Source organism: Gordonia sp. SMJS1 (genome assembly GCF_029866425.1).
In the GTDB taxonomy this organism is placed as follows: Bacteria; Actinomycetota; Actinomycetes; order Mycobacteriales; family Mycobacteriaceae; genus Gordonia; species Gordonia hongkongensis.
On record NZ_CP123381.1, the window covers coordinates 4,312,132 to 4,338,405 of the forward strand.

Consider the following 26,274-nt stretch of genomic DNA (forward strand, 5'->3'; position numbering starts at 1 on the left):
GTCATCGTCCCTCTGTCGTGGTTGTGGTGGCATTGGTCCAGGCGATTTCTTCTTCGAGCGCGGCGACGCCGCCGACGGTCACGCCGACGTTGTCGATCAGGCGAGCGCCGCCGAGCCGGGCCGCGACGAGCAGCCGTCCCGCGCCCTTCTCCGGTGGTTCCTCGAGCTGACGCCCGCGCAGGTCCAGGTAGTCGACCTCGATCTCCGGGACCGTGGCGAGCACCGACCGTGCGGCGGCGAGAATGGCATCGCGTCCGCCTTCGGCCGCATGGGCCCCCGCGACGAGCGACGCCGAGAGCGTCGTCGCCAGCTCCCGCTGCTCCGGGGTGAGATAGCGGTTGCGTGACGACATCGCCAGCCCGTCGGACTCGCGGACGGTCGGGACGCCGACGATGTCGACGTCGAGGTTCAGGTCGGTCACCATCTGCTTGATGAGCACCAGCTGCTGATAGTCCTTCTCACCGAAGAACGCCGCATTGGGTCCGACGATGTTGAGCAGCTTGAGGACCACCGTCAGCATTCCGGCGAAGTGTGTCGGCCGCGAGATCCCGTCGAGGATTCGGCCCGCCTCGCCCGGGTGCACCGTCGTCCGCGGGCCGTTCGGGTACATCGACGACGCGGACGGCGCGAACACCAGCTCGACGCCCAGCGGCTCGAGGAGCGCGAGGTCGGCGTCGAGGGTGCGCGGGTAGGCGTCGAGGTCCTCGCCGGCGCCGAACTGCAACGGGTTGACGAAGATGGACACCACCACCACGGTGTTGCCCTTCGCCTTGGCGGCCCGGACGAGCTGCAGATGGCCGGCGTGCAGGGCACCCATGGTCGGGACGAGCACGACACGTTTGCCCGCGGCCCGCAGCGCACGGGTGACGCGGCTCAGCGACGACGGCTCTCGATGCACGGTCATCTTGCCGGCCGAGTAGGTGGGCTGTGCGTCGGACGGGCCGCTCACGCCGTCTCCTCCGCTTGATGTCATCGGTCCTCCAATGCGTCGATCAACGCCTGCGGTGCGTGGCTGTGATCCGCGGCGCGCCGGGCGAGTGTGCGGTACGCCTCGGCGATGCCGTGCGGTCCCGGGCCGGCGGGGACGGTGCGCAACGCCGCCAGGTGTCGGGCGACCGCGGGCGCGTCACCGCGGGCGACGGGCCCGGTCAGCGCCGACGGGCCGAGTTCCAGCACGTTCCGCAGCGACGCCGCGGCCAACGGCCCGAGGATGCGTTCGGCGAGGCGGTTACCGTGTCCGTCGACGGTCGCGGTGTCGCGGCCGGAGTGGTCGATGGCGGCGTTGAGAGCGAGGACCGCGTCGGAGATCAGGGCGATCAGGTGGTTGGCGCCGTGGGCCAGTGCGGCGTGGTAGAGCGTGCGATCGGCTTCGGCGATCCGGACCGGGTCACCGCCCATCTCCAGCACCAGCGACGACGCGATGGCCTCGCCGACCGCATCGACGGCGGTGATGGCGAAACAGGCGTTGGTGAGGCGCGCGGTGTCGTCCTCCGAACCCACGAACGTCATCGCCGGATGCAGTGCGATCCCGAGTGCACCGCGGTCGGTCAGCGGTTGCAGCACGGCCACCCCGTGCGCGCCCGCGGTGTGCGCGACGATCGTCCCCGGACGGAGCGAGTCGGACGCCGCGATCTCGTCGACCACGGCGGCGAGCTCGGAGTCGGGCACGCTGACCAGCAGCAACTCGGATCGCGCGACGACCGCGTCGAGGTCGAGGACCTCGGAATCGGGGAGTCGACTCCCCGCGCGGGCCCGGGACTCGGGCGACCGCGCCACCACGGCTCCGACCACATGCCCGGCCTTCTCGAGCGCCTCGCCCAGAGCGGTCCCGACGCGGCCGGCGGACACGAGGCCGACGGTGAGGCGAGCGGGCGTCGGCAGATTCGTCATGCCGGGAAACTGGTCGGTGAGACCGGAACGGAGGTGCGAGCCATCGACGAAGGCGTCATCGCCACCGGTTCGCCGTGCCGATGGCATACCGGCATCACCGCTCGGTGAGGTCACCGCTGTCCTCCAGAGTGTCGTTCCAGTCCCGCCTCTGCCGAGACGTCCGTCGGATGAGCGGAGTCATCGCGGCGGCGTCGGCACGGGTACCAGACGTTGCAGAGCAAGAGTAGGTCCGACACCGCGACCGGTGCCAACGTCTGTGACAGGTGTCACCTCGAGGGCGCCCGGTTGATCCGCCGGTCGTGCCGACCGATCCACCGAACCACCGGTGACCTGCGCCGACGCGGCGTAGTCTGAGACAGCCGCAGTCCGCCCAGGATTGCCGGCCCGGACGACATCGACACACCCGCGCACACGAAGGTCCCGCCCATGAGCTTGGAACCGGGCACAGAGTTCGCCGGTTACCGGGTCGTGCGCAGGATCGGTGCGGGCGGGATGGGTGAGGTGTACCTCGTCCGCCATCCCCGGCTCCCGCGCCATGACGTGATCAAGGTCCTCGCCGAGCAGGTGTCGAACGATCCGATCTTCCGCGCCCGGTTCACCCGCGAGGCCGACCTCGCCGCCCAGCTGGACCACCCGTGCATCGTCAGTGTCTACGACCGGGGCGAAGTGGACGGACGACTCTGGATCTCGATGCAGTACGTGCCCGGCACGGACGCCGCGGCATTGCTCGCCACCAGCCCCGGCGGGCTCCCGCTCGCCGACGTCGCGGCCGTGGGCGACGCGATTGGCGCCGCTCTCGATCACGCACACCGCTCCGGACTGCTCCACCGCGACGTCAAACCAGCGAACATCCTGATCAGCCCCGAGGAGTCCGATCCGCGACTCCCCCAGCACGTCACACGCCGGCGTATCCGGCTGGCGGACTTCGGGATAGCGCGCCCGACCGACGGTGGTGCCACCTCGCTCACCTCGACGGATCTCGTCATCGGCTCGTTCCCCTATTCGTCACCCGAGCAGCTCTCGGCCGAGACCCTCGATGCCCGCAGCGACGTCTACTCGCTGTCCTGCACCGTCTTCGAATTGATCACGGGCACAGTGCCGTTCGCTGCACGGACGCCCGCCATGATGATCCACCACCACCTCAGCACCCCGCCCCCGGAGCTGTCCGACCTCCGGCCCGACGTGCCGCCGGCGGTGTCCGACGTGGTGCGCTCCGGTCTCGCAAAGAACCGGACGGACCGTCCGTCGTCGGCGGGGGCCTTTGCCGCCGAACTCCGTTCGGCGATCGACTCGACGGTGTTCGCCCCGGCGCCACCGCGGCCGGAGCGCACCGTGCGCGGCCACGCCGCGGCACCGACGTTCGGTCCACCGATGTCCGGACCACGACCGCCGGCGTTGCCCCCGACCGCCTTCGCACCCACCGCTGCGATCCCGGTCGCCGGTGCCACCCAACCGGGAGACGACGGCCCTCGGCCCACCATCGCACGGGGCGCGACGGCGTACTCCGGACTCCCCGGACACGCTGTCCCACAGCATGATCCCGGGTCGTCGACGGTCCGCGCCTCGCGCGATCTACCGGTGCTGGACCCACCTCGGCCCGGCGCGGGTGCGACCCGGCGGACCACCGCGTCGCTCGCATGCGGTGTGGCGGCGATCCCGTTGAGCGTCGTCGGCGGACTGGGCCTGCCGGTCGGCGTGGCCGGTTGGTATCTCGCCGGCCGTGGTCAGCCGGGTTCGGCCGGGCGGTTCGCCCGTGTGCTGTGCGTCTTGGGCGTCGTGCTGAGCCTGGGGTTCATCGCGTTCACCGTCGGACGCGCCGTGGCGATGCAGTTCTGACTTCGACGTCGTGGCAACGGATTTCGTCAGCGCCAGCTCCCCGGCCGGGACTGCTGCGGCTCACGCGCCTGCCTGGACAACGCGCCGAATACGGCGTCGACCACCCACAGGGTCAGGATGCCCGCCACGATGTCGACCACGTCGTCGAACGGTGAACGGAATCTCGGCGAGAACGGGTCCAGTACCTGCGAGGCCGGGACGTCGAGGAGTCTCCCGGTGCCGTCGACGATCGCGTCGACCGGGTTCGACGCCCAGCCCTCGTACGCGTTGATCGCCAGCAGCATGATGACCGGAATGGCCAGCACCCACCAGAATCCACGTCGACGCGCGACCGACCACGCCACGATCAGCATCACGACGAAGGCGGGCATGTGCTCCGAACAGAGCGTGAGCACGGGGTAGTCTCCCGATCGCACCAGGACCGGGACCTGACCACCCCAGAATCCGAGTGCTCCGACCGCGCCGATCACCACCGCGATCCCCGACCGCATCGGATTACGAGCCCAGATCCCCAGCACGAGAACCATGTACAGCGGCATCAGAGCCGTCAGCGACCAGATGAGCAACAGGCTCGCCTCGGGACCGTTGGCCTGGAGGTTCGCGTGGTACTCGGGGAACGGGGTGCCGTCGAGCGGGTCGAAGGTGAAGAGCCACAACACCGTCGGCCACCACGCGATGACCGGCAAGAACACCGCGGTGCTCACCAGCGACTGCTTGACCGCGTTCCCGCGCTCGGTATGGCGGATCGCGGCCATCGACGGATCGGACCCCGGCCCGAGACCGAACTCCCCACCCGCGAGCGTCTCGCTCATACGGGAATACTAGGGCGATCGTCCAACTCGTATCGGCGAATCCGCGGCAACGCCGCAGATGCACCCGGACGGATGACAGGGGCATCGGACCGCGACCCGGCAGTGTCGCAAGCGGCCGGGCGGATCAGCCGTTCCGTCGGCGCCGTCCGCCGCCGGTGGACTCCGTCTGTGACCGCAGCTGGCTCAGGAGTTCGGAGACGGGCAACCCCGCCGAGTGTGCCGATTCCGCGTCGTCGGCAACCGCACGGCGTCGACGACCACCGCCGAAGGACTCCGCGGGCCGACCGCCCGGCTGATTCTCGTGTCGTCCAGCGGACCCGAGGAAGGGCGGGGGCTCCACGTCGTCGGAAGCATCCGCGACGCCCGGGGTCTCATCGCTCTCGGGTGCTTCGCCCGACGCCGCCCGGGTCGACCATTCGTCGGTCGGGGTGTCGTCGGTGTAGAGCGGTTGATTCGCGTCCGCGACCGGCGACTGCGATCCCGGGCCTCGGGTATCCGCCGCGTCGGTGTCGTTCCCGAGGTAGAAGCCCCCGGAGAACGGCAATGACGCGGACTCTCCGGCGCCGGTCGACGCACCGTCCGCACCCGAGGTCTCGGCGCCTGCGGAGGCCTCCGGGCCGTCGGCGTGATCGGTGTCGACGATCTCGGCGTCGGAGACGTCTGAGTCGGACGTCCTCCCGGACGTCCCCGTCGCGGCAGCGGGTTCGGCCGGCGCGCTCGTCGCCGCGGGCTCATCGGGCGATACCTCGGTGGCGATGCGGCCCGAGATCGGATCGTCGGTGACGACCGGGATCACCTCGGTCATCTCGTTGGGATCGACCGGTCCCGTATGCCTGCCGTCGTCCGCGGTCGGAGCCGTCGCCGCGAAGTCGCGCGCGGCGAGCACCCCGTCGTCGGCGTAGGTGGCGCCGTAGGAGGACACGCCACCGATATCACCGGAGAAGCCACCGCCGTAGGGTGCGCCGGATCGACGTCCCGCGCGTGATTCGTCGTTCAGGCCCGAGGCCAGTTCGCGCATCTTCTCACTCGACAGGGCGACCCGCTGATCCGGGAGCGGTTCACCGAGGAGCATCTCCAGGCTGGAACGCAACGCCAGCACCTGGGCCTTGAGCTCGGAGAGTTCTTCGTTCGACTCGGCGGTGACCTCTTTGCGGATGGTCGTCTCGACATCGAGTTCGTACTGCCGACGCGCGGCGATCTCGCGTTCCAGCTGCAGTTCGTAGACCAACCGGAGGTCACGGCTCTTCGCCTCGGCGCTCTCGGCCTGTCGACGGAACTTCGTCACCAGGATCGCGCCGATGACGGCCGCCCACAACGCCGCGATGACTGCCAGCGAGCCGGTGATCGACAGCCTGTCGGTGAAGACCATCAGGATGCTGGCGATCAATGCGAGCACGATCAAGAGGCCGAGCAACCACTGAGCCGTCGACCGACTCGAGCGGCGCGAGTCGGCGGCACGGCCGTTCGAGGTCGTCATGATCGTGAATTTACCCGCTGTGAGTGCATTCGGACCGCAGGCGGGTGCGGAGTTTCTCCGATAGTCGACATGTTAGGCGACGAGTGGGCGGGGCGTCCGACACTCGCCCCGACCCTCACGGACCGCCGACGGCGGACGGATCGTCGGGTGCTCGGCAGCAGTACTCGAGCCACAGCGCGGCACCGACGAGGACCACCCCGCCGATCAGTCCGACGATCGCGCCCGGCCGGTCGTGGTCGGCAGCGGCCAGATCGTGTTGGCCGAGCAGGAAGGCCAGCAGACCCAGCCACACCCCGACGGCGATCGCGCCGAGGATCGCAGAAGCCTTGGCCAGGGCCAGCACTCGCGCGGCCGTGAGTGGATGGAGTTGTCCCCGCGCGCGACCGACATCCCGCGAATCGACCCGGGAACGGACGACGAAGGCGATGACGATCTCGAGTGCGGCAAGCACATACAGCACCACACCGGCGAGCAACGGCAGCGGCGGGAAATCGGAGTAGTTGTACCGCACCAGGATCCACGCGACGATCGCCGTGACCGCTGCGATGACGGCGAGATCGCGGACCCGGGTGGGACCGAGACCGGTTTCCTCGTCGTCCTGATCCGGCCGGCGCGGATCCGGCGCGGTCACGAGTCGACCCCGGTCAGGCGGCCGACCGGACGCACCGCGTCCCGCTCTGCGGCGTCGAGCCCGGCCACGAGATCGGACACCGCGCGCGTACCGTCCGGGGTCCAGAGGGTGGCATCGGGTTCGATCTCGAGCCACGGGACGAGGACGAAAGCCCGTTGCGCGGCACGGGGATGGGGCAGTGTCAGGTCCGGGTCCCCGGACAGGACGACCTGGCCGGACTCGGACACGGTGATCACGTCGACGTCGAGAGTTCTCGGCCCCCAGCGGATCTCGCGCGTCCGTTCGGCCGCCCGCTCGAGTTCGAATCCGCGCTCGAGCCATCCGCGCGCATCGTGCGGGCCGTCGACGACGAGCGTGATGTTGCGGAAGTCCTCCTGCTCGACCCCGCCCCACGGCGGCGTCGAATAGACCGCGGACACCGCGACCAGGTCGTCGGCGAAAGCCTCGACGACCGAACGCAGGTGCGCGGTCGGGTCACCGATGTTGGAACCGGCCGAGAGCACCGCGCGGCTCATCGCGTCCCCTTGCGGGAACGTCTGGTCACCACCGCGACGTCGTCGAAGGTCAGTGGGATCGGCGCCGATGGCTTGTGCACGGTCACCTCGCAGGCATCGATGCGCTCGTCGGTCATGATCGACTCCGCGACCTCGGCCCCCACCTTCTCGATGAGGTTGCGCGGTTCGCCCCCGACGATGCCGGCGACCTGCTGCGCGAGCGCGCCGTAGTCGACGGTGTCGGCGAGGTCGTCGGACTCGCCGGCGGCCCGTAGGTCCAGCCAGAGCACGACGTCGATGTAGAAGTCCTGGCCGTCGGCCCGTTCATGGTCGAACACACCGTGATTGCCGCGGACCTTGAGGCCGCGCAGTTCGATCCGGTCAGCCATTCGTGTCTCCTACCGAGGACGAGGTTCGGGAACCGCCGGTGCGCCAGGCCGCCGCGACCGCGACCGCGTCGCGACTGCTCGCGACGTCGTGGACGCGCACCCCCCATGCGCCCGCGGCGGCGGACAGCGCCGAGACCGACGCGGTGGCGACATCGCGTCCGGCGGGCGGCCGGTCCGCACCGTCGCGACGCAGCAGCGCCCCGAGGAAGCGTTTGCGGGAGGCTCCGACCAGCACCGGGAAGCCGAGATCGGTGATGGTGGGCAGTGCGTTGAGCAGGGCCCAGTTGTGCTCGGCGGTCTTGGCGAAGCCCAGCCCCGGATCCAGGATGAGGCGGTCGGCGTCGACGCCGGCCGACACCGCCGCGTCGACCTGGGCCAGCAGTTCCCCACTCACCTCGGCGACCACGTCCCGGTACCCGTCGACGTCTCCACTGCGGTGCGTGAACCGCCGGTCCGTGCTGTCCCCGGCCGGGCGCCAGTGCATCAGGATCCACGGCAATCCCGCGTCCGCGACGACCCGCGCCATGTCGGCGTCGGCACGCCCGCCGGACACGTCATTGACGATCGCGGCGCCGGCCCGGATCGCGGCGGCCGCGACCGGGGCGCGCATCGTGTCGACCGACACGGTCACCCCGCGCGCGGCGAGTTCGCCGATCACCGAGACCACGCGCTCCGCCTCGAGACCGGGGTCGACCCGGACCGCGCCGGGCCGGGTCGATTCGCCACCGACGTCGATGAGGTCGGCACCCTGCTCGATGAGTTCGAGCCCGTGCGCGATGGCCGCATCGGCGTCGAGGTAGCGGCCGCCGTCGGAGAAGGAGTCGGCGGTGACGTTGAGGACGCCCATCACGAGAGTCCGGTGCACACCGCCGCCGGCGGGGACTGCGTGCGCCTGCGTCACCGGGTGATCAGGTCGAGGGCTTCGCCGCGGGACACCGCACTGGTCTTGAAGATGCCGCGCACCGCCGACGTGGTGGTCGTCGCGCCGGGTTTGCGGATACCGCGCATGGCCATGCACAGGTGCTCGGCCTCGATCACCACGATCACCCCGCGGGGCTCGAGTCTGCGCATCATCGCGTCGGCGATCTGGCTGGTGAGCCGCTCCTGGACCTGCGGACGCTTCGCGTACAGGTCGACCAGGCGCGCCAACTTGGACAGCCCGGTCACCCGGCCTGAGGTGCCAGGGATGTAGCCGACGTGGGCGACACCGTGGAACGACACCAGGTGATGCTCGCAGGTGGAGTACATCGGGATGTCCTTCACCAGCACCAGCTCGTCGTGGTCCTCGTCGAACGTCGTGGCGAGGACCTCGTCGGGCTCGGTATACAGACCGGCGAACATCTCCCGGTAGGCATTCGCCACCCGCGTGGGCGTCCGGATCAGACCCTCCCGATCCGGGTCCTCGCCGACGGCGAGCAGCAACTCGCGGACCGCGGCTTCGGCGCGTGCCTGGTCGAAGTCGGACCGGGGTCCCTCGAGTACGGCGTCCCGCCGCTCGCTGATACTCATCCGGCCACTTTACGAACTCGGACGCGAGTCGTCGTCACCGGCGCGATGACCCCAGCCGTTCGTGTCGCCGTTGCGGCCCGACCGCGGGTCGGGCTCGGGCGGCCAACCGGGTGCGGACCAATCGCGCGGCGCGCCGTAATCCGGGCGCGTGCCGCCCCCGTACGGCCCACCCGACCCGGGTGCCGTCCGGCCGTTGCCCGGGTCCGGATACTGCGGGTTGGGGTAGTTCGGGTTCGGATACTGGGGGTTCGGATACTGGGGATTCGGATAGTGGGGGCCGGGATCGGCCGGCGGATATCCGTGGTCGGGGTACCGCGGTTCCGGATTGCCCTGCGTCGGGGGTGTCGGACCACCCGGCTCGGGATACATCGGCGGGTAGTTCGGCACCTGGCCGGGGACCTGCGGCCCACCGGGATAACCGGCACCCACCGGCTCGGGGATCTTGGCCTGCTCCGGTGGCGGCCACGGCTCACCGCGTTCGATCGCCAGCTCTCCCGGCGTCTTCACCGGCGGTTTGTCACTCGGAGTGCGTTCGCCGAAGTCGTTGAACGCGGTGATCCGCGGACGCTTGTCGACGTCGGCGAAGATCTTCTCGAGGTCCTTGCGGGTCAGCGTCTCCTTCTCGAGGAGCTGCGTCGCGAGCACGTCCAGGGTGTCCCGGTACTCGGTCAGGATGGCCCACGCCTCGGTGTGCGCGGCCTCGATGAGCCGGCGCACCTCGTCGTCGATCTCGCTCGCGATTTCCGCGGAGTAGTCGGTGTGCGAGCCCATGGACCGGCCGAGGAACGGATCGCCCTGGTCCTGGCCGTAGCGCACCGCGCCCAACTTCGAACTCATGCCGTATTCGGTGACCATCGCACGCGCGATCTTCGTCGCCTGGTCGATGTCCGACGACGCGCCGGTCGTCGGCTCGTGGAACACCAGTTCCTCGGCGGCACGGCCGCCCATCGCCATCACCAGCCGCGCGATCATCTCCGAGCGGGTCATCAGGTCCTTGTCCTGCTCGGGGACGGCGAGCGCGTGGCCGCCGGTACGCCCGCGCGCCAGGATCGTGACCTTGTAGATCGGGTCGAGGTCGGGCATCGCCCAGGCGGCGAGGGTATGGCCGCCCTCGTGGTAGGCCACGACCTTGCGCTCGTGTTCGCTGATGATCCGGGACTTGCGGCGCGGACCGCCGATGACCCGGTCGACCGCCTCTTCGAGGGCCTCGGCGGTGATCGTCTGCTTGTTCTCCCGTGCGGTGAGCAGCGCCGCCTCGTTGACGACGTTGGCCAGGTCGGCGCCGGACATACCCGGCGTGCGCTTGGCGAGGCCGTCGAGATCGGCGTCGGCGTCGATCGGCTTGCCCTTGGCGTGCACCTTCAGGATCGCCCGGCGACCCGCCATGTCGGGGTTGCCGACCGGGATCTGCCGGTCGAATCGGCCGGGGCGCAGCAGAGCCGGATCGAGGATGTCGGGGCGGTTGGTGGCCGCGATCAGGATGATGCCCGAGCGGTCGCCGAACCCGTCCATCTCGACGAGGAGCTGGTTGAGCGTCTGCTCACGCTCGTCGTGGCCACCGCCGAGACCCGCGCCGCGCTGTCGGCCGACGGCGTCGATCTCGTCGACGAAGATGATGCACGGACTGTTGTTCTTGGCCTGCTCGAACAGGTCACGCACGCGTGACGCGCCGACGCCGACGAACATCTCGACGAAGTCCGAACCGGAGATCGTGAAGAACGGGACGCCCGCCTCGCCGGCCACCGCGCGGGCCAGCAGCGTCTTGCCGGTTCCGGGAGGGCCGAAGAGCAGCACACCGCGCGGGATCTTGGCGCCCAGCGCCTGATACCGCGTCGGGTTCTGCAGGAAGTCCTTGATCTCGTAGAGCTCTTCGACGGCCTCGTCGGCGCCCGCGACGTCGGCGAAGGTCGTCTTCGGCATGTCCTTGGTGAGCTGCTTGGCCTTCGACTTGCCGAAGCCCATCACGCCGCCGCGGCCACCGCCCTGCATACGGCTCATCACGAAGAAGAACAGACCGAACAGCAGGATCATCGGCAGCACGAAGATGAGGATCTGCCACAGGACGGACTGCTCGTTGACGTTGGTCGTGTACGGGGCGCCGGTGCCCTGGACGGCCTCGAAGACCTGGTCCCCCGCCTGCGCCGGGTACTTGGCGCTGATCTTGTCGGCGTCGGCGTCGTTGACCTTGATCGGGGTGTTCAGCTCGATGCGCAGCTGCTGCTCGCGGTCGTCGATGCTGATGAACTTGGTGTTCTTGTCGTTGAGTTGCTGCAGTGCGACAGAGGTGTCGACGCCGCGGTACTCCCGACCGGAGTCGCTCATCACGCTCCAGCCCCACAGGGCGAGCAGGATGAGCGCCAGGATGGCGAGGTTGCGGAAGACTGTCTTACGGTTCATGCCAGTTGGTGGGGGTCGTGCGGGCTCACGGGATCGAGTCCCGGTGCCGACGCCGTTCCCATGTCCTTCCCGTCGACGTACACATTGAGGCTACCGGTCAACGATCGCGCTGGTGAAACCGTTCCCTCGCAGGTCGGACACGCGGGCGGCGCGTCATGCGCCGGCGATGGATCAGTGCGTGTACACCGACGGCTTCAGTCGTCCGATGTAGGGCAGGTCGCGGTATCGCTCCGCGTAGTCGAGGCCGTACCCGACGACGAACTCGTTGGGGATGTCGAATCCGACATCGGCGACGCGGACCGGGGACCGCACGGCCTCGGGCTTGCGCAGCAGGGCGCACACCTCCAGGCTGCGTGGCGACCGTGTGGCGAGATTCTTCATGAGCCAGGACAGCGTCAGACCGGAGTCGATGATGTCCTCGACGATCAGGACGTCGCGTCCCTCGATGTCGCGGTCGAGGTCCTTGAGGATGCGGACCACACCCGAGGACGAGGTCGACGATCCGTAACTCGACACCGCCATGAACTCCATCTGCGACGGGATCGGCAGCGACCGGGCGAAGTCCGTCATGAACATGATCGCGCCCTTGAGGACACCGATGAGGACCAGATCCTCCTCGATGTCGGCATAGCGCGACGCCACGGACTGGGCGAGTTCGGCGGTGCGCTGTTTGATCTCTTCCTCGGTGATCAGGACAGCGTCGATGTCAGCGGCATACGGATCGGCAAACTGCACGGTCCCAGCTTGTCATGTTTTGCCGATACCGCGGCGAACGGGGGTTGCACCGAGGGCCGCGACCGTCGGTCGGAGAAATGATCGAGCATCGACCTGCGGTTTTATCGAGAAATGCCTGCTCAAATCATTGTTGACCTTTCACACCGACATTTCGCGGAATTGCTATGTGCATAACGGTCCCATAACAACTCATCACACCGGCACCATTCCGAGTGGTTGCGTTTCGAAGTAAATCAAGCGTCTGACATTCTCGGAAACAGAGTGCTGAGCAACAGACCTCTGAATTCCCCTCCCCTTCTCACGCCCTGTCCCGTGCGGACAAGAAGGAGCGCTCGTGTTCCCCACTTCGCGTTCTCCCCTGCGCAAAATACGTTTCAGCGCAATTCTCTGCCTGGTCACCGCGGTCGTCACCGTCTTCGCCGCGACCGCCGAAGCTGCACCTCAGCGGGCCGCGGCTCCGACCTACGACGCGTCGTGGAATGCCTCGGCCCTCACTCTCACGGTGCACAACGCATCGGTCAGCACGGAGAACGGAAATCTGACGATCCGGGACACCGCCGGCGCGGAACTCTTCCGCATGCCGCTCATGTATCGCAGCGAGTATCGGCAGTTCCCGATCGACACGCGGACCACGGGAAACAAGGTGACCCTCATTCCGTCCCGTGAGGTCGCACGTTCGACGGCACTCAATCCGACCGCGGTCGATCAATTACGCGGGGTGGCCCGACACAATGTCGCGGCGCCGCAAACGCGCCAGGAACGTGACGACCAGGCACTCGACCGATTCCGGTCCCAGCTTTCTGCTGGCACGTCCATCGGAACATTGGTGGGAACCGTCGTCGGCGGAATCATCGGCGGCGCGCTCGGCTGCTTCACGGGCGCGCTCGCTGGATTTGGAATCGGATGCCCGATAGCGATCCCGTTCGGCACCGCCGCCGGAGCACTTGCCGGCCTCGCCCTAGCCGGCGGCGGCACGCTCATCGGTGCCGGCATCCACTACTTCCAGACGATCAACTCGCCGTTCACCCCGCCGCGTCGCTGATCGCCAGTAACCACACGACGGTCCGTCTCACCTCGCGGTGAGGCGGACCGTCAGTGTTTCCCCGGCACGTACCACGACGCGTCGTGCTTCGGGGTCGCCGCCGATGGCCACCTGCGACCGGGCGTTCCCGGTGGTCGCCATCAGATCGTCGACGGCCGAGATGACGCGGTGCGTCGGTTCGGTGGCGCCGACGCCGAGCAGCCAGGCTCGCAGGACACGCGTCCGGACCGCGAGCGGCACGGCGAGCAGCGGCGCGATCGCCAGCCCCTCGTCTCGGCCGGCCCCGGCGAGGACACCGGCCGCCCACTCGTCCAGCGCGTCGTTGTCGGCCCGCAGGCCCTCGGCGGTGCGACCCAGCGCGTCGACGACCCCGCCGTGCAGAACCTCCTCCAGCAGCGGCAGCACCTCGGTTCGCAGTCGGACACGGGTGAACCGCGGATCGTCGTTGTGCGGATCGCGATGGGGCGCGAGACCGAGTTCGGTGCAGGCCGCCAGCGTCTGCCGCCGGCGGACGCCGAGCAACGGCCGGGCCCAGGGGTCGTTCCACGCACGCATACCCGCGATCGAGCGGGACCCGGACCCGCGGGCCAACCCGAGCAGCACGGTCTCGGCCTGGTCGTCGGCGGTGTGGCCGAGCAGGACGGGACGATCCGCACGGGCCTCGTCGAGCGCCGCATACCTGGCGTCGCGCGCACCGGCCTCGAGGCCGCCACGGCGCCCGACGCGCACCGGTAGCACCCGGACGCGGGCGCCCAGACCCCCTGCCACCTCTCCCGCCGTCGCGGCGACCTGTGCGGAGTCCGGCTGCAGTCCGTGGTCGACGATCAGCGCGGTGACGTCCAGACCGGCGCCGACGGCGGCTGCGGTCAGCGCGAGCGAGTCCGGTCCGCCGGAGAGGCCCACACAGACCTGCGGCCCCGAGAGATGAGCGGCCGCGAACTCCGCGACCGCCCGTCTCACAAGACCCGCTGAATCCATGCCTGCGGGTCGTCGATCTCGCTCGGCAGCGGCATCGTGTCCGGCGAGGTCCACACGACGTTGAACCGCTCCATCCCGACGGCCTCGACCACCACGTCGACGAAGGCCTTGCCGCGGATGTACTGCGCGAGCTTGGCGTCCATCCCGATGAGCGCCCGGATGAGTCGCTGGACCGGGTTCTGGGGAGCGGTGCGTCGTTTGTCGAACGCGGCTCGGATGCTCGCCACCGACGGCACATGCGCCGGACCCACGGCGTCCATGACATGGTCGGCGTGACCCTCGAGCAGCGTGCCCAGGACCATCATGCGTTGGAAGGCGGCGTGCTGCTCCGGGCTCTGCAGCAGTTGCATCGCCCCGATCACACCCTTTTCGCGCGGACCGTCGGAACCCTTGAGCGCCTTGGTCATCCGCGTGACGATCTCGGTGGTCGACTCGCCGGCGTCGGAGGTCAGCACGGCCACGTTGTCCTGCATGTAGTCGCGCAGCCACGGGTTGGCCGAGAACTGCACCCGGTGGGTGACCTCGTGCAGGCACACCCACAGGCGGAAGTCCGACGGGATCACCTTGAGCTGACGTTCGACGTTGATGATGTTCGGCGTCACCACCATCAGCACACCCGGTTCGCCGGTCTCCGGGTCGGGCGTGAACGGGTCGTACTGGCCGAGGATCGCGGTGGAGAGGAAGGCGAGCAACCCGCCGGCCTGGAGGCCGCCGAATCGGGCCCCGAGTCCGGGCGATCCCGCATCGATCGACTCGTCGGAGCCGAGCATCGAGCGCATCGACCGGGACGCGGCGTCGATCCACCCGGCCCGGTCGAGGACCCGGGTGGTCGGTACGCGCAGGCCGTCGGCGAGCCCGGTGACCTCACGGACCGGGGCTTCGGCCCGGGTCGCGGCGTCGGCCAGTTCCGCACGGGCCGCCTCGTAGGTGTAGGCCGTGGTCTTGGGACCGGGACGGGCGAGACGTTTCGCGGTTGACGCCGCGAGCGACCAGTCGATCTGCGACCCGATGCCCGGTTGACGGTCGGCGGTCTCGGCGACCTCTGTGGTCCCGGCGTCGGTGACGTCCGACCCGGCGGTTCCTGAAGTGGTCATCGGCACCCGCACTCTCTCAGTTGACCCACCACGGCGTCGAGGGCGGGTCGCGCGTCCGCCGGCGAGGTGCCGCCGGACATCAGGGCGAACGACAGCACGCGGCCGTCGACTGTCTGCACTATGCCGGTCAACGAACTGACCCCGGTGAGTGTTCCGGTCTTGGCGCGTGCCCAGCCCGCGCCCGGGTTGCCCGGGGCGTCGAACCGGTCCGCGAGCGTACCGGTGCCACCGGCGATCGGCAGCCCGTCGAGCATCGGGCGCAGCGCCGGCCGGCTGGGCCCGCTGGCGGCCGTCATCACGGCGTCGAGCAGTTCCGGCGTGGTGCGGTTGGCGTAGGAGATCCCCGACGCATCGTGCAGGGTGGTGCCCGCCCACTGGTCCGGGAACATCGACGACAGGACTTGTTCGATCGCCTCCACGCCGCCGGCGTGCGTGGGCGGCCCGCCCCGGTGCACCGACAGTTCGATGGCCAGGGTCTCGGCGAGCACGTTGTCGCTGTAGCGCAGCATGTCGTTGACCCGGGTGACCAGCGGCGCCGACTGGACCTTCGCGATGACGCGGTCGTTCCCCGATGCGGCTGCGCCGGAACCGGTCACCTCCGTGACGGGACCCTCCACGCCGAGAGCCGCGGCCAGCGCCTCGCCGGCCATGATGCCCGGTTCCGCGGTGCGCGGCGAGTACTCGTCGAGCGGTTCGAGCCGGGCGCCGTCGACCATCAGCGATTCGATCGGCGCGATGTCGCCACCCTGGATGTCCCGGCGGTCCCAGGTGGTGTCCATCGTCGGACCCGAGAACGCGCTCAGGTCGACGGCCACCGACGTCACCGGGATCTCGGTGTCCTCGATCTGCCGCGCGAGGTCGGCGATGCGACCGGGGTCGGTGTAGAAGGTGTCGGTGCCGGCGGGCTGTGCGGACAGGGTCGGGTCACCCGCCCCTCGGAGGATGATCTGCCCGTTGCTGCCGGCCACCACCGTCGTGGTCAGTCGCTGATCGTGCGGCACGGCTTCGAGGACGGCCGCGGCCGAGAGGACCTTGGCGTTCGACGCGGGGATCCGCGGACGCTCGGGGTTGCTGGTCCACAGGACCGCGCCGGTCAGCGAGTCGCTGATCATGCCGGTGAGTTCGCCGAGCGCCGGATTCCGCAGTGCCGGCGCGATGGCCCGCGACACACCGCTCGGCGTGGGCTCCGGCGCGGAGGCGACCACCGGGTCGATCCGGGGGTCGACGGCGATCGCGGCGGGCTGCGGGGGAACCCCCGGCGGCAGTTCGGGTTCCCGGTCGAGCCGGAGCGCGATGACCACCGAGGCCGTCGCGACGAGGGCCAGGATCACCACCGCGGTGATCGTCCACCACAGAAGTCTCCGACCGGAACGACCGCCGTTTCGGGTGGATGCGCCCACAAAGCCTCCGGGTCTCTCGCGGTTGACGGTCGATGGAACGGCCCGGACATACGCACAACGAGGGGTACGAACATCGAGGTCGCCGGACCAACAGTATCGTTGGGGCAGCGTGCGGGCGTTTCGGCCCGACGCGGCATCCCCGATCAAGACTGCCAGGAGGAACTGTGGAATTCGATGTGACCATCGAGATCCCCAAAGGTGGCCGCAACAAGTACGAGGTCGACCACGAGACGGGCAAGGTCTACCTCGACCGCTACCTGTACACCTCGATGGGCTACCCGGCCGACTACGGCTACATCGACGGCACCCTCGGTGAGGACGGCGACCCGCTCGACGCGATGGTCCTGCTCCCCGAGTCGGTGTTCCCGGGCATCATCGTGCGGGCACGGGTCGTCGGCATGTACACCATGACCGACGAGGCCGGTGGCGACGACAAGCTCCTCTGCGTCCCGGCCAAGGACGTGCGTTGGGACCACATCAAGGACATCTCCGACGTGTCCGAATACGAGCTGGGACCCATCGCCCACTTCTTCGAGCACTACAAGGACCTCGAGCCGGGCAAGGAGGTCGACCCGGGCGGATGGGTCGGCCGCGACCAGGCCGAGAAGATCGCACAGGAGGCCATCGATCGCCTCGCTGCGCACCCCGACGCGGCCAACGAGCCCTCGCGCGGCTGATCTCTCCCACACACGAGACCGCCGGCACCATCATCCGAGATGGTGTCGGCGGTCTTGTCTGGTCACCAGGTAGCTTCGACTCGGCGCCTCGACCTCGACGCGCTCCTTCGTCGCTTGCTCGGCCCGGCGGCTACGCTCGGTGCCGGCTCAACCAGCAGTGGGTCAGGCCACGCGGTACCGCTGCTCGGCGAGCACCGGCAGGATCTGTTCGCGGATGCGGCGTTCGGTGGCCGCGCCGTCGATCGGGATGAGGATCACGGCGTCGGCGACCTCGGCTGCGTAGATGTCGCGGACCAGCGTGATCAGTCCGTGTGTCGTCCCGATGTAGCGGATGGTCCCCGAACTCGTCTCCGACGACGCGTTCACCGCCGCAGCAGCGGCCGTGCGCGCCGACGCGGCGTCCGGCGCGACGGCCACCTCCACCTCGAGTGCGACCACGAAATTGGCCTGATCGTGGCTGCCGGCCCGGAGCAGGGAGCGGGCGCGCTGCGCCTCGCGGAGGGTCTCCCGCCGCACGACGATCGGAAACGTCTGTGCGAGATCGTCTCCCGCGAGCGCGATCTGGAATCCCGGACGTCCGATGCTGATCGGGGCCGTCGGGGTGGCAGTCGGTGCGGCGATCACGGTGCCGCGGTCAGCACGTGCGTCGAGTTCGATGGTCATCTATTCACCCCTGGTCGAGTTCGGTCGGTCTGTTCGGTTCGCGCCCGGAATGCATCGAGAATCCGGTCGATGTCGTCGACGGTGGTGCCCGCTCCGAAACTCGCGCGCACCGTGTCGGCCGGCGGTGCGAGGCCGTCGACGGTGTAGCCCGCGACTCCCGCGCGGTCGGTGGAATCGGTGAAGATCCGCAGCGGCGTGAAGCCGCCGATCGCGGCCAGGCCGGCGTCGAGACGTTCGGCGAGGCGGCGTTCATGCAGGCCGATCGTCTCGGGTCCGAGATCGGCGAGCACCCGACACGCCTCGGCGACCGCGATCGCCCCGGGAACGCCGTCGGCGTCCGGCGAGGCATCGACATCGGCGGCGTCGAACCAGTCACGACGACCGATGAGAACGCCGGCGCCATCCGTCCTACGACCTGGTTCACCGAACGCCAGGTAGTCGATGCCGTGGCTGACGACGGAGACGGGCCGGTGCCCGACGAGTTGCGCGGCGTCGACCAGGATGCGGGCCCCGGACCGGTGCGCGAGCGAGGCGAGCCGGCCGATCGGCAGCACCTCGCCGGTGATGTCCGATACCGCGGTCACGACCAGGAGCGATGCCGGCGCCGAGGCGAGCTCGGTCTCCAGCGCGACCAAGGTGTCCTCGATGGTCTCGCAGGCCGGGACGAACCGCGCCCGGTCGCGCCCCTGCCGTGGTGAGCACCACCGCAGCAGGTCGGCGCCCTGCCCGACGTCGAGGACGACGACGTCGCCGGGAGTGATGCGCGCCGCGAGGTCGAGGGCAACGGCGGCATCGCGGGTGAAGACGACGGTGTCGTCGACCCGCGCACGGACGAACTGCCGCACCGATTCCCGGGCGGCGTCGAAGCGGACGTCGACTGCGGGCGACAGGCGACCGGCGGGTGCGGACAGGACAGCGGTCACGGCAGGAAACTCCTCAGACAATTCGCGCTTGCCGCGTCCGGTCGGTACGCGGCCGGGTCGTCACCCGGAGCACCCCACCGCGAAGGAGGGTTGCCGACCAGCGAGCCGGGGCTTGTCACTGGCACTCATGACCTACGACCAAGGGTCGTCGATCTCGCGCGGACGTGTCAATTTTCACTCAACGTGATCGGAAGTTAGGGCACACTTACCTGTAGCGTGTCAGGGGTGTCAGCGACTGATGTGTTCGTGTTGTCCCGCCCGCACGGCACCGTGCGGGGCATGGGCGCGGTCCGTGCGTTCACCGACGTCGACGCCGCCTCGGCCGCCCTGCGCGCCGGGACCGTCGACGGTCTGACCGGCGCGATCCCCTTCGACCTCGCCGACCCCGCCGCGCTGGTGGTGCCCGAAGTCCTGCACGTCGACGCGGCGCCGCTGGCGGGCGGGCCGCCACTGACGCGCACGCCGGTGTCGACGACCCTGTACCCCACGGCCGACGAGCACCGCGAACGGGTCGCGCACGCGGTGAAGCGGATCGTCGCCGGCGACGTCGGCAAGGTTGTCCTCGCCCGCAGCGTCGACATCGTGCTCGACGCCGAGGTCGAGCCTCTGCGACTTCTCGACGCATTGGCGGGCGGCAATGCCGGACACAACGCATTCATTGTCGATCTCGGCGCGGCCACCGGCTCGGGTTCGTGGCTGTTGGGCGCGAGTCCCGAAGTGCTGCTGCGCAAGTCGGGTTCCGTCGTCACCTGCCACCCGTACGCGGGATCGGCGCCGCGGTCACCCGACCCGGTCGTCGACCGCGCCGCTGCCGACGGATTGTTCTCCTCGGCGAAGGATCTCGCCGAGCACGCCTTCGTCGTCGACCACCTGCGAGACCGGCTGGGACACCTCTGCGACGACGTCGACGCGCCGTCGACCCCGCAATTGCAGTCGACCGGGGAGGTCTGGCATCTGGCCACCCCGATCCGCGCGCGGCTTCGGGACCCGGCGACCACTGCGCTCGATCTCGCACTCCTGCTCGGCCCCACCCCGGCGGTCTGCGGCACGCCGAGTGATGTTGCTGCGCAGATCATCCGCGAGGTCGAGGGTGAGCGCGGCTTCTATGCGGGGGCGGTCGGCTGGTGCGACGCCGCCGGCGACGGGGAGTGGATGGTCACCATCCGGTGCCTCGAACTCGAGGCCGATCGTCGCAGCCTCCGGACGTGGGCCGGCGGCGGTATCGTCGAACACTCCGACCCGCAGGGCGAACTCGAGGAGACGGCGTTCAAGCTGCGGACGGTCCTGAACGCGTTGGGAATCGACAGCCTCGATTAGCAGAGATGGTTCGGGGTCGAACACGACCGCAGGCGACCGCAGCCCGTTACGCTGACCTTCGATGCCCGACGATCTGATCATCGCCCGAAACCCGGAAGAGGGCTCCTCGCTGCCCTTTCTCGCACGTATCCCGCTCGGCAGCGACGGCATTGTCCTCAAGGTGAGAGAGACGTGGCCGCGGACCAGCAAGGTCTACTGCCACCGCGCTGAGGAGTGGCCGACCACACCGCAGATCGTCGAACGACTCGCAGTACGTTCGGTGACGCGGCGCGGGGCGGCGATCGATCTGGTGCTCGACCGCGCTCGCGAGAATCGGTCACAGTTCGTCGTCACGCGGGCTCGCGGACGCGAGATGATCTTCTGGCAGACGCGCAAAACCACCAAGCAGGCGCGTCCAAACGTCACGCTTCCCAAGGCTCGGGCACACGGCCAGGCGCTCGAGATCGTCGTCGACACAGGCGAGAAGTACGCCTACTCCTTCGGTCATCAACAGGCGACCACCACTCGACACCGCCTCGATGCCGGCGATTACGCGATCGTCGAGGACGACCAGGTGATCGCCGCCGTCGAACGCAAGTCGATCGACGACCTCGGCAACGGTCTCATGAAGGGAACTCTCACCTACCAGTTGGCAGGTCTCGCGGGACTCCGACGCGCCGCGGTGGTCGTCGAAGCCTCATACAGCAAGGTGTTCACGCGCGAATACGTCAGCGGCGCCGCGCTGGCCGAGGCGGTCGCCGAGGCGCAGGTCCGGTTTCCGACCGTGCCGATCGTCTTTTGCGACAACCGCAAACTCGCCGAGGAATGGACCTACCGCTGGCTCGGTGCCGCGCTACACGAATGGCGACTCACCGCCGGCAGCGAGACCATTGTGCACAGCATGCAGGGGCCGCCCGCGACACCATCGGAGATCAGGTCTTGGGCTCGGGCCGAGGGACTCGAGGTGCCCGCGAGGGGCCGTATCCCCGCTCCGGTGCGCGCGGCCTGGGATCGTCGCAACGGCTGAGCTGCCGCGTCTCATGATGCATTCCCGCTCAACGGATTCGGCTGAGCGGGTACGGGAGCCGTGAGCGCGGGCGTCAGCCGAGCGCCTGATCCAGGTCGCCCAACAGGTCGTCGACCCCTTCGAGGCCGACCGACAGCCGCACCACCGAGTCACTCAGACCGATCGCCGCGCGTCCCTCGGGACCCATCGCACGATGAGTAGTGGTCGCCGGATGCGTGATCAGCGACTTCGAATCTCCGAGATTGTTGGAGATGTCGACGATCCGCAGGCCGTTGAGGACCTCGAAGGCGCGCTTCTTGCCGTCGATGCCGTCGTGGTCGTTGAGCTCGAAGGTCACCACCGTGCCGCCGCCGGACATCTGCGACTTCGCCAAGTCGTACTGCGGGTGTGACTGCAGAAAGGGGTATTTGACCCAACGCACGCGCGGATCGCTCTCGAGGAACTCGGCGATCCGCAGCGCCGACGACACCGAGGCGTCGACGCGCAGACGCATCGTCTCCAGCCCCTTCACGAGGGTCCAGGCGTTGAACGGACTGAGTGCCGGACCGGTGTGTCGCATGAGTTGCTGCACCGGACCGTCGATGTACTCCTTGGTTCCGAGTACCGCGCCACCCATGACGCGCCCCTGGCCGTCGATGTGTTTGGTGCCCGAGTAGACGATGACGTCGGCGCCGAGTTCGAGACCCCGCTGCAGCAGCGGGGTGGCGAAGACGTTGTCCAGCACTACCTGTGCGCCCGCGGCGTGCGCCAGTTCCGAGACCTTCACGACGTCGACGAGGCTCTGCATCGGGTTCGACGGTGTCTCGAAGAACACCGCGTCGGTGGGCTTGGACAGGGCCCGCTCCCACTGCTCGAGGTCTTCACCGTCGACGAACTCGGTCTCGATCCCCCAGCGCGGGAGGATCTCGCTGCAGACCACGAAGCAGGAACCGAACAGGCTGCGGGCGGCGACGAGACGGTCGCCGGCCTTCAACAGTGCACCGAGCGCGACGAACACCGCGGCCATGCCGCTCGCGGTGGCGAAACACGCCTCCGCGCCCTCGAGCCGGCGCAACCGCTCCTGGAACATCTCGACGGTCGGATTTCCGTAGCGCGAGTAGACGAATCGTTCGTCCTCGCCGGTGAAGGCTCGCTCGGCGGCCTCCGCGGAGTCGTAGACGTAACCGCTCGTGAGATAGAGCGCCTCGGCCGTCTCGTGGAAACCCGAACGCGCCAGCCCGCCGCGAACCGCGATCGTGTCAGCCGAGAGCCCTTCGGGCAGTTCACGACTGACGGGCAGATCAGAACTCACGATTGCCTCCACGGCAGGTTCTCGGCACGCCAGCCCGACGTCCCGCGGTGGTCGTTCTCGTCGAGGGCGCCTTCGAACCCGTCGATCACGTTGTATGCCTTCGCGATACCGTCGGCGGTCGCGGCCTCCGCAGCGCCGATCGACCGGTGCCCCGAACGGCAGATGAAGATGACCTCCTGGTCGTCGGAGACACCGGAATCACGCAGCTGCGCCACGAAGTCGTCGTTGCGGCGCCCCTCGGGGAAGGTGGTCCACTCGGCGAAGATCGCGCGCTTCCCCAGGACCTCGAGGTCGGGCACGCCGACGAACGACCACTCCGCCTGCGTGCGACAGTCGACCAGCACCGCATCCGGGTTGTTCTCGAGCTTCTCCCACGCCTCGCGCGGGGTCAGGTCACCGGCATAGCTCATGAGGAACACACCTTCCACTCGCCGTTCTCGCGCACCACGATCGTGTCCACGACGTTCACATCATCGGGGGTCTTGTCATAGTGCCAATGAACCTTCGCGGTCGCCCGGTCACCGTCGACCACCAGCTCGGTGATCTCCGGGATCTCGATGTGACCGTTGGCGAGCAGCGACTCCCGGTTGTCGGCGAGGAACTGTTCCTCGGAGACGAAGTCGGCCGCCTCGACGTCGGCCGCGCAGGTGTTCGCCCGGTATTCGCCGAAGTTCGGACCGTTGCGCGCGGTGTAGATGTCGTTGATCGCGTACTGGACCTGAGCCGAGTCGCCGGCCCGGTCCTCGGCCGGACGGGTCACATTCGACAGCACGACGCCGAGCACCACGAGTCCCACGACGCCGGCCGCGACGAAGAACGGCCAGGCGTTCTTCCACGACGGGGGCTTCTGGTCGCCCTCACCTGCAGCTTCGGCCATGGCGGGCAGTCTATCGAGCGTCCCGGCGGCGGTTGAGACCGGCGTCGTCGGACCCCGGACGCACCGGGCAGAGCGCCGAACGACGTCGACATCGAACACGTCCTGCGTAAGGTGGCCCTAAGTTCCGCGGCGAACGACGTCGCCGACCGCAACGACCAGCGAGGACCCGGATGCGCGCTTCCACCCACCGTTCACTCACCCTTCTCGTCGGGCTGCTCGCGGCAGCCGTGGTGGTGACCTCGTGTTCGCCGCCGGACGAGACGGTCGACTCCGGCACGGCCCACGTCCCCGCGCCCGAGGCCGGCGCGATCCCGGTCACCGTGCAGCAGGCCTACGCCCCCGCGACCGTCGACCAGGCACCCAAGCGCGTCGCCGCGATGGGCGTGGGTGACGGCGACACCCTCCTCGCACTCGGCGTCACCCCCACCACGATCGCCCCGTTCGCCGACCCCGACCAGGCGTCGGCGCCGTGGAACGCCGAACTCCTGGCCGACTCCAAGCCGGTGGTGCTGCCGAACGCGTCCGGCGCGTTCGGCGACGAGATCCCCAAGGCGCTGGCCACCGAGCCCGACCTCATCACCGCCGTCGGCGCCGATCCCACCCGCGACCAGTTCGATCTGCTGAGCAAGACCGCCCCGACGATCCTGCGGCCCGCCCAGTTCCAGCCGTGGCAGGTGCCGTGGGACGCGCAGACCCGCCAGATCGGTACCGCCGTCGGACTGCCCGAACTCGCCGATCGCAAGGTGACCGAGACCGAGCAGTTCCTCGCGAACGTGCGGGAGCAGAACCCGCAGCTGGCCGGGAAGACGGCGGTCGTGGTCACCGCCAGCCCCACCGGCGGCGTGTCGATCTACGGCCCCGGCGACGGGCGCGGACAGACCCTCACCGGTTACGGACTCACCTTCCCGCCCGCGCTGCAACCTTCGGTGACCAGCGGTTTCTACGGTGACCTGCCGGCCGAGAGCCTGAACCTGCTGGACTCGGCCGACGTCGTCGTCGCCGTCGACTGGCAGGGTTCCAACGACCAGCTCAAGTCCAACGCGGCGTTCAACCGGCTGGCGGTCGCGCAGTCGGGCCGCGTGGTCTATCTGCCTCAGGAGGTCGGCAGCGCGATGTCGGTGCCGACGGTCCTGACGATCCCGTGGGTCGCCGAGCAGGCCGTCGGACCCATCGCCGCGGCCGCCGGCAAGGCGTAGCGGGCCCGAACCCGCCGGACACCATGCACCCGCCGAGTGAGGGTTACCTCACAGACGGATTTTGGTCGGGGACAGCAAGCGCCTACCGTAGAAGGGATAGGCCTTATCCATACGCGCGGACCTGGGGGTCACCGAGATTTGCTTGTCCTCGCGTGCTGAGCAACGGAAGACACCTACTCCATGAGCGACAACAGCCGCCCGCTGCGGGTTGCGATCGTCGGTGCCGGTCCCGCCGGGATCTACGCCGCCGACGCGTTGATGAAGTCCGACACCGCCAAGGACCGCGGGGTCAGCATCGATCTGTATGAGCGCATGCCTGCTCCGTTCGGTCTGATCCGTTACGGCGTCGCACCCGACCACCCGCGTATCAAGGGCATCATCACCGCCCTGCACAAGGTCCTCGACAAGCCTCAGGTCCGCCTGCTCGGCAACGTCGACTACGGCACCGACATCACCATCGACGAACTACGCGCCCACTACGACGCGGTGATCTTCTCCACCGGCGCCACCGACGACCGCGCCCTCGACATCCCCGGCATCGACCTCGACGGCAGCTACGGCGCCGCCCAGTTCGTCGCCTGGTACGACGGCCACCCCGACTTCCCCCGCACCTGGCCCCTCGAGGCCGAGAAGGTCGCGGTCATCGGCGTGGGCAACGTCGCCCTCGACGTCGCCCGCGTGCTCGCCAAGACCGGCGACGAACTGCTGCCCACCGAGATCCCGGCCAACGTCTACGAGGGACTCAAGGCCAACAAGGCCGTCGAGGTCCACGTGTTCGGCCGCCGCGGTCCCGCCCAGGCGAAGTTCACCCCGCTGGAACTGAAGGAACTCGACCACTCCCCCAACATCGAGGTCATCGTCAACCCCGAGGACATCGACTACGACGAGGGTTCGGCCGTCGCGCGCCGCGGGTCGAAGATCACCGACCAGGTCGCCACCATCATCGAGAACTACGCGATCCGCGAACCCAAGCAGGGCGCGATCCACAAGTTGTTCCTGCACTTCTTCGAAAGCCCCACCGAGATCCTCGGCGCCGACGGCAAGGTCGTCGGTCTGCGCACCGAGCGCACCCAGCTCGACGGCACCGGCAACGTCAAACCCACCGGCAAGACCACCGACTGGGAAGTCGGCGCGGTCTACCGTGCGGTCGGCTACCTCTCGGACAACCTGCCGCAGATCCCGTTCGACTCCCAGGCCGGGGTCATCCCGAACGAGGCCGGACGCGTCTTCGACGAAGGGCAGCAGCTGACCGGTATCTACACCACCGGCTGGGTCAAACGCGGCCCCGTCGGCCTCATCGGCCACACCAAGGGCGACGCCAACGAAACCGTCGACTGCATCCTCAAAGACATGGAAGCCGGCACGCTGCTCGACCCGGCCCACCCCGGCGAAGACGCCATCGTCGAACTCCTCGAGTCCAAGAACATCCCCTTCACCACCTGGGACGGCTGGTACCGCCTCGACGAACACGAACGCGCCCTCGGCGCCGCCGAAGGCCGCGAACGCGTCAAAGTCGTCGAACGCGAAGACATGCTCGCCGCATCGGAGCCGGACAAGGTGTCCCGCCCGTCCGCATGACCCCGCTTCCCGCCGGTTGAGCCACCCTCCGCCGGCTGAGTCCACCCCCGCCGGCTGAGCCC

26 protein-coding genes and 1 riboswitch are annotated in these 26,274 nt (G+C 69.0%); of the genes, 7 read left to right on the forward strand and 19 right to left on the reverse strand.

The window, feature by feature from the left end:
- Nucleotide 1: 1 nt before the first annotated feature.
- A complete protein-coding gene (gene panC / locus QAD21_RS19540; RefSeq protein WP_137809940.1) occupies nt 2–949 on the reverse strand; it encodes a pantoate--beta-alanine ligase in 948 nt (315 codons plus the stop codon).
- Nucleotides 950–969: 20 nt separating this feature from the next.
- Nucleotides 970–2,004, reverse strand: a complete 1,035-nt coding sequence (locus tag QAD21_RS19545; RefSeq protein ID WP_280360114.1) for a DUF2520 domain-containing protein — start codon at nt 2,002–2,004, stop codon at nt 970–972.
- A 312-nt stretch (nt 2,005–2,316) separates the two neighbouring features.
- Between QAD21_RS19545 and QAD21_RS19550 the strand changes: the two genes are divergently transcribed.
- Nucleotides 2,317–3,726, forward strand: coding sequence for a serine/threonine-protein kinase (locus QAD21_RS19550; protein ID WP_137809942.1), 1,410 nt, complete (start codon nt 2,317–2,319; stop codon nt 3,724–3,726).
- A 26-nt stretch (nt 3,727–3,752) separates the two neighbouring features.
- On the opposite strand, the gene QAD21_RS19555 is transcribed toward QAD21_RS19550, so the two are convergent.
- The 9 genes from QAD21_RS19555 to hpt form a co-directional block, all read right to left on the reverse strand.
- Nucleotides 3,753–4,538 (reverse strand): hypothetical protein, encoded by a 786-nt coding sequence (locus QAD21_RS19555; RefSeq protein WP_065629602.1) that lies wholly within the window; start codon nt 4,536–4,538, stop codon nt 3,753–3,755.
- Between the two features lie 124 nt (nt 4,539–4,662).
- On the reverse strand, nt 4,663–6,015 hold the full coding sequence (locus QAD21_RS19560; RefSeq protein WP_280360117.1) for a DUF6779 domain-containing protein: 1,353 nt from the start codon (nt 6,013–6,015) through the stop codon (nt 4,663–4,665).
- Between the two features lie 115 nt (nt 6,016–6,130).
- On the reverse strand, nt 6,131–6,646 hold the full coding sequence (locus QAD21_RS19565; RefSeq protein ID WP_068971963.1) for a DUF3180 domain-containing protein: 516 nt from the start codon (nt 6,644–6,646) through the stop codon (nt 6,131–6,133).
- On the reverse strand, nt 6,643–7,161 hold the full coding sequence (folK, locus tag QAD21_RS19570; protein WP_137809945.1) for a 2-amino-4-hydroxy-6-hydroxymethyldihydropteridine diphosphokinase: 519 nt from the start codon (nt 7,159–7,161) through the stop codon (nt 6,643–6,645). The genes QAD21_RS19565 and folK overlap by 4 nt, the downstream gene beginning before the upstream one ends.
- On the reverse strand, nt 7,158–7,529 hold the full coding sequence (gene folB / locus QAD21_RS19575; protein WP_205333815.1) for a dihydroneopterin aldolase: 372 nt from the start codon (nt 7,527–7,529) through the stop codon (nt 7,158–7,160). The genes folK and folB overlap by 4 nt, the downstream gene beginning before the upstream one ends.
- Nucleotides 7,522–8,376 carry a dihydropteroate synthase gene (gene folP, locus QAD21_RS19580; RefSeq protein WP_280361804.1) on the reverse strand — a complete coding sequence of 285 codons (855 nt, stop codon included), beginning with the start codon at nt 8,374–8,376 and terminating at the stop codon, nt 7,522–7,524. The genes folB and folP overlap by 8 nt, the downstream gene beginning before the upstream one ends.
- A 50-nt stretch (nt 8,377–8,426) precedes the next feature.
- Nucleotides 8,427–9,038 (reverse strand): GTP cyclohydrolase I FolE, encoded by a 612-nt coding sequence (folE, locus tag QAD21_RS19585; RefSeq protein ID WP_058249891.1) that lies wholly within the window; start codon nt 9,036–9,038, stop codon nt 8,427–8,429.
- Between the two features lie 9 nt (nt 9,039–9,047).
- Nucleotides 9,048–11,435 carry an ATP-dependent zinc metalloprotease FtsH gene (gene ftsH / locus QAD21_RS19590; RefSeq protein ID WP_280360121.1) on the reverse strand — a complete coding sequence of 796 codons (2,388 nt, stop codon included), beginning with the start codon at nt 11,433–11,435 and terminating at the stop codon, nt 9,048–9,050.
- A 171-nt stretch (nt 11,436–11,606) separates the two neighbouring features.
- On the reverse strand, nt 11,607–12,170 hold the full coding sequence (gene hpt / locus QAD21_RS19595; protein ID WP_137809949.1) for a hypoxanthine phosphoribosyltransferase: 564 nt from the start codon (nt 12,168–12,170) through the stop codon (nt 11,607–11,609).
- Between the two features lie 334 nt (nt 12,171–12,504).
- On the opposite strand from hpt, the gene QAD21_RS19600 reads away from it, so the two are divergent.
- Entirely contained in the window at nt 12,505–13,212 is a 708-nt protein-coding gene (locus QAD21_RS19600; protein ID WP_137809950.1) for a glycine zipper family protein, read from the forward strand.
- Between the two features lie 27 nt (nt 13,213–13,239).
- Here QAD21_RS19600 and tilS read toward each other — a convergent pair whose 3' ends face one another.
- The 3 genes from tilS to dacB are packed head-to-tail and all read right to left on the reverse strand — an operon-like array spanning nt 13,240 to nt 16,684.
- The gene (gene tilS / locus QAD21_RS19605) at nt 13,240–14,190 is read right to left on the reverse strand and encodes a tRNA lysidine(34) synthetase TilS (RefSeq protein ID WP_171011630.1); all 951 of its coding nucleotides are present in this window, start codon (nt 14,188–14,190) and stop codon (nt 13,240–13,242) included.
- Nucleotides 14,169–15,284 carry a zinc-dependent metalloprotease gene (locus QAD21_RS19610; RefSeq protein WP_137809952.1) on the reverse strand — a complete coding sequence of 372 codons (1,116 nt, stop codon included), beginning with the start codon at nt 15,282–15,284 and terminating at the stop codon, nt 14,169–14,171. Before QAD21_RS19610 ends, tilS begins: the two co-directional genes overlap by 22 nt.
- Nucleotides 15,281–16,684, reverse strand: coding sequence for a D-alanyl-D-alanine carboxypeptidase/D-alanyl-D-alanine-endopeptidase (gene dacB / locus QAD21_RS19615; RefSeq protein WP_247450129.1), 1,404 nt, complete (start codon nt 16,682–16,684; stop codon nt 15,281–15,283). Before dacB ends, QAD21_RS19610 begins: the two co-directional genes overlap by 4 nt.
- Nucleotides 16,685–16,848: 164 nt before the next feature.
- Here dacB and QAD21_RS19620 point away from each other — a divergent pair, with 164 nt between their 5' ends.
- Nucleotides 16,849–17,361: an inorganic diphosphatase gene (locus tag QAD21_RS19620; RefSeq protein ID WP_058249886.1), complete on the forward strand. Its 513-nt coding sequence runs from the start codon at nt 16,849–16,851 to the stop codon at nt 17,359–17,361.
- 162 nt (nt 17,362–17,523) lie between these two features.
- Here QAD21_RS19620 and QAD21_RS19625 read toward each other — a convergent pair whose 3' ends face one another.
- Nucleotides 17,524–18,024: a hypothetical protein gene (locus tag QAD21_RS19625; RefSeq protein ID WP_068971131.1), complete on the reverse strand. Its 501-nt coding sequence runs from the start codon at nt 18,022–18,024 to the stop codon at nt 17,524–17,526.
- Nucleotides 18,021–18,947: an aminotransferase class V-fold PLP-dependent enzyme gene (locus QAD21_RS19630; protein WP_277243067.1), complete on the reverse strand. Its 927-nt coding sequence runs from the start codon at nt 18,945–18,947 to the stop codon at nt 18,021–18,023. Before QAD21_RS19630 ends, QAD21_RS19625 begins: the two co-directional genes overlap by 4 nt.
- Nucleotides 18,948–18,966: 19 nt before the next feature.
- A riboswitch (SAM riboswitch) is annotated at nt 18,967–19,080 on the reverse strand.
- Nucleotides 19,081–19,187: 107 nt separating this feature from the next.
- Here QAD21_RS19630 and QAD21_RS19635 point away from each other — a divergent pair.
- Complete coding sequence (locus tag QAD21_RS19635) at nt 19,188–20,264, forward strand: isochorismate synthase (protein WP_280361806.1); 1,077 nt, start codon at nt 19,188–19,190, stop codon at nt 20,262–20,264.
- Nucleotides 20,265–20,325: 61 nt separating this feature from the next.
- Nucleotides 20,326–21,270 carry an ERCC4 domain-containing protein gene (locus QAD21_RS19640; protein ID WP_280360129.1) on the forward strand — a complete coding sequence of 315 codons (945 nt, stop codon included), beginning with the start codon at nt 20,326–20,328 and terminating at the stop codon, nt 21,268–21,270.
- A gap of 73 nt (nt 21,271–21,343) precedes the next feature.
- Here the strand turns inward: QAD21_RS19640 and QAD21_RS19645 are convergent, their stop codons facing one another.
- The 3 genes from QAD21_RS19645 to QAD21_RS19655 are packed head-to-tail and all read right to left on the reverse strand — an operon-like array spanning nt 21,344 to nt 23,438.
- Complete coding sequence (locus QAD21_RS19645; RefSeq protein ID WP_280360131.1) at nt 21,344–22,561, reverse strand: O-succinylhomoserine sulfhydrylase; 1,218 nt, start codon at nt 22,559–22,561, stop codon at nt 21,344–21,346.
- Nucleotides 22,558–22,971 (reverse strand): rhodanese-like domain-containing protein, encoded by a 414-nt coding sequence (locus QAD21_RS19650; protein ID WP_058249965.1) that lies wholly within the window; start codon nt 22,969–22,971, stop codon nt 22,558–22,560. The genes QAD21_RS19645 and QAD21_RS19650 overlap by 4 nt, the downstream gene beginning before the upstream one ends.
- Nucleotides 22,968–23,438 carry a hypothetical protein gene (locus tag QAD21_RS19655; protein WP_065629636.1) on the reverse strand — a complete coding sequence of 157 codons (471 nt, stop codon included), beginning with the start codon at nt 23,436–23,438 and terminating at the stop codon, nt 22,968–22,970. Before QAD21_RS19655 ends, QAD21_RS19650 begins: the two co-directional genes overlap by 4 nt.
- Before the next feature lie 170 nt (nt 23,439–23,608).
- On the opposite strand from QAD21_RS19655, the gene QAD21_RS19660 reads away from it, so the two are divergent.
- Together QAD21_RS19660 and QAD21_RS19665 are read left to right on the forward strand one after the other, a co-directional pair.
- Nucleotides 23,609–24,634: an ABC transporter substrate-binding protein gene (locus QAD21_RS19660; protein WP_280360135.1), complete on the forward strand. Its 1,026-nt coding sequence runs from the start codon at nt 23,609–23,611 to the stop codon at nt 24,632–24,634.
- Between the two features lie 180 nt (nt 24,635–24,814).
- Nucleotides 24,815–26,212 (forward strand): FAD-dependent oxidoreductase, encoded by a 1,398-nt coding sequence (locus QAD21_RS19665; protein WP_280360137.1) that lies wholly within the window; start codon nt 24,815–24,817, stop codon nt 26,210–26,212.
- The last annotated feature ends 62 nt before the right edge of the window (nt 26,213–26,274 follow it).